Annotated in this window: 3 protein-coding genes; 1 reads left to right on the top strand and 2 read right to left on the bottom strand. The window is 72.0% G+C overall.

What is annotated here, in order from left to right; genetic code table 11:
* Positions 1–60: 60 nt before the first annotated feature.
* Positions 61–939 carry a diacylglycerol kinase family protein gene (locus tag CCN42_RS32810; RefSeq protein WP_086741039.1) on the bottom strand — a complete coding sequence of 293 codons (879 nt, stop codon included), beginning with the start codon at positions 937–939 and terminating at the stop codon, positions 61–63.
* A gap of 186 nt (positions 940–1,125) precedes the next feature.
* Between CCN42_RS32810 and CCN42_RS32805 the strand changes: the two genes are divergently transcribed.
* Positions 1,126–2,409: an adenylosuccinate synthase gene (locus tag CCN42_RS32805; protein WP_086741037.1), complete on the top strand. Its 1,284-nt coding sequence runs from the start codon at positions 1,126–1,128 to the stop codon at positions 2,407–2,409.
* A 39-nt stretch (positions 2,410–2,448) separates the two neighbouring features.
* Here the strand turns inward: CCN42_RS32805 and CCN42_RS32800 are convergent.
* Positions 2,449–3,178 (bottom strand): YncE family protein (locus CCN42_RS32800; protein WP_143662099.1); only part of this gene is annotated, 730 nt, incomplete at its 5' end.

The following is a 3,178-nucleotide window of genomic DNA, read 5'->3' as shown; positions in this document are numbered from 1 at the left end:
GCACGCACCGGACGCCGCAGGGCCGTCCTGCGGACGACGACGGGAGTTTGACGACACCCCCTAGTCCGGCGTCGGCAGCGTGAGCCCCAGGCCGCCCTCGAAGACCGTCCACGTCCGTCGCCGGACCGGGCCCGCCACCACCGCGTCGGCCCGGTACCGGAAGTCCGCGCCGGACACCGTGATCCGGCGCCCGGTCCCCAGGAGGGGTGCCGCCGCGGCGCCGACCGACACGGGGCGGACCTCCACGGTGGCCGAGCCGGAGCCGTCGGGCGTGACCGACACCGCCTCCAGCGGCTGGCCGAGGTCCACGAGCGTCTCGCCGTCCACCTCCACCCGCAGCCGGGCGGGCCCGGTCGCGGCCGGGAGGGCGGCGGGCGTCACCCGGGCCGGACGCGCCGGCACCAGCGTCCGGACCAGCGACTGGCAGGTCCGCAGCCACGGCCGGCTCACGGCGGTGGCCCCCTCGGGCGCCTCCCGCCCGGCGGTGAGCGGAGGGATGCCCACCGCGCCGACCACCACCCCGTCGCTGTCGTCGACGAGCAGGTCAAGCCGCCGCTCGGCACCCTCCAGGACGGCCCGCGCCGCCGCGACCGTACCCGTCGGGACGCCGAGGGACCGGGCCAGCGACAGCACCCCGGACCCCGCCCCGACCGGCACCATGGACAGCACGCATCCGGCCAGCTCCCGCTGCCGGTGCAGCAGGGACACGGCGCGCACCAGCGCGCGGTCGTCGCCGACCACCACCGGCCGGCGGGAGCCGCGCCGGGCCAGCATGCGGATGAATTCCTCCGGGCCGTCCGGGAGGCACACCTTCGTGGTGGCACCCGCGCTGAGCACGTCTTTCGCGATGCGCACGGACTCCGGGTCCACTCGCCGGGCGACCGGATCGATGATCACCAACAGCCGCTCGGACGTCGCGGAAGTCGCCACCTCGGTCATGCCTCGCTTCCTCGGGTAGCATCTTTGTGCAAGAGCCCCTTGCGCTATTGCGCCAGGGGCTTCGTCTATTCCGGGGCATCCGGTCCGACGGGTTGCGGCCAACGAAGGTCGCCGGTGTATCACTCGCACACGCGTGGTGTACACCCCTGACCTTGGACATGCCCCGCCCGGAAGGGGTGTACGCGCGTGCCCGCACTTGTGCTGCTCGGTGCTCAGTGGGGTGACGAAGGCAAGGGAAAGGCGACGGACCTGCTCGGTGGTTCCGTCGACTATGTGGTGCGCTACCAGGGCGGCAACAACGCCGGCCACACGGTAGTCGTGGGTGACCAGAAGTACGCCCTCCACCTGCTCCCTTCCGGAATCCTGTCCCCCGGCTGCACGCCGGTCATCGGTAACGGTGTCGTAGTCGACCCGTCGGTCCTGCTCTCCGAGCTGAGCGGGCTGAACGAGCGCGGCGTCGACACGTCGAAGCTCCTGATCAGCGGTAACGCGCACATCATCACGCCGTACAACGTGACCGTCGACAAGGTGACGGAACGGTTCCTCGGCAAGCGCAAGATCGGCACGACCGGCCGCGGCATCGGCCCGACCTACGCGGACAAGATCAACCGCGTGGGCATCCGGGTCCAGGACCTGTACGACGAGTCGATCCTCCAGCAGAAGGTCGAGGCGGCGCTCGACGTCAAGAACCAGCTGCTGACCAAGCTCTACAACCGCCGCGCGATCGCCGTGGAGCAGGTCGTCGAGGAGCTGCTGGGCTACGCCGAGCAGATCAGGCCGTACGTCGCCGACACGGTGCTGGTCCTCAACCAGGCGCTGGACGAGGACAAGGTCGTGCTCTTCGAGGGCGGCCAGGGCACCCTGCTGGACATCGACCACGGCACGTATCCGTTCGTGACCTCGTCGAACCCGACCGCGGGCGGCGCCTGCACCGGTGCAGGCGTGGGGCCGACCCGGATCAGCCGCGTCATCGGCATCCTCAAGGCGTACACGACCCGCGTCGGCGCGGGCCCGTTCCCGACCGAGCTGTTCGACGAGGACGGCGAGGCGCTGCGCCGGATCGGCGGCGAGCGGGGTGTGACCACTGGCCGTGACCGCCGCTGCGGCTGGTTCGACGCGGTGATCGCCCGTTACGCGACCCGGGTCAACGGCCTGACCGACTTCTTCCTGACCAAGCTGGACGTGCTCACCGGCTGGGAGCAGATCCCGGTCTGCGTCGCCTACGAGATCGACGGCAAGCGCGTCGAGGAGCTGCCGTACTCGCAGACCGACTTCCACCACGCGAAGCCGGTCTACGAGATGCTGCCGGGCTGGAGCGAGGACATCAGCACGGCCAAGTCCTTCTCCGACCTGCCGAAGAACGCCCAGGCGTACGTGAAGGCGCTGGAGGAGATGTCCGGCGCCCCGATCTCCGCGATCGGCGTGGGTCCGGGCCGGGACGAGACGATCGAGATCAACTCGTTCATCTGATCCGCCTCCGGAGCATCCCGGGCTGGGCATCGCCGTGCGTCACAGCACGGCGATGCCCAGCGGCCGTTCACCCGCCGCGAGCCGGCGGGTCTCGTGTGTCTCCAGGTCGACGACGGTGATGCCGTCCCAGTGGCCGTCGCGGGTGAAGCCGCCGGTGACGTAGGCGGTGCGGCCGTCGGGGGACACGGCGACGTCCTCGTGCGGGCCGTCGAGGGGGATGACGGTCTCCGCGCCGTCCGGGGCGCGCACGGTCAGGGAGGGGCCCTCGTCCGCGGCCGGGTCGATGGGACCGGTGCCGACGACGAGGAGGGTGCCGTCGGGGGTGATCGCAGCGCCGTGCTGGTGGGTGTTCGCGGTCATCGCCTCGACCGCCGAGCGGCCGGTGGCCGGGTCGACGACGAGCAGCCGCTCGCCCTCGAAGGGCAGCAGCAGCCGGCCGTCGGAGGGCCGCACGACCGCGTAGTGCGGTTTCAGCCAGGAGCCGAGGCCGCCCTCGGTCCCGTAGGGGGCGGCCTCGACGCGGCGGGGGGCGCCCTGCCCCTCGGTGGGCACGACGGTGACGTCGAAGGAGTCGTGGCCGATGGCGTAGACCTCGCGGCCGTCTCGGGAGACGTCCACGTCGAAGGGCCGTCGGCCGACCGGCGCGGTGCCGGTGACCTCGCGGGTCGCGGTGTCGATGGTCTCCAGGGTGCCGTTGCCGGAGGGGACGTGCACACCGACGTACACCCGTGTGCCGTCCGGCGCGAGGGCGATGCCCATGCCGCCGCCG

It is taken from the genome of Streptomyces glaucescens, from assembly GCF_002154375.1.
Lineage (GTDB): Bacteria > Actinomycetota > Actinomycetes > Streptomycetales > Streptomycetaceae > Streptomyces > Streptomyces glaucescens.
The sequence above is the reverse complement of the archived record's forward strand: the minus strand, read 5'-3'. Positions and strand labels throughout refer to the sequence as shown.

Excerpts from the sequence above, each read along its gene's own strand:
- CCN42_RS32810 (WP_086741039.1), bottom strand. The coding sequence starts at position 939 with ATGACCGAGGTGGCGACTTCCGCGACGTCCGAGCGGCTGTTGGTGATC.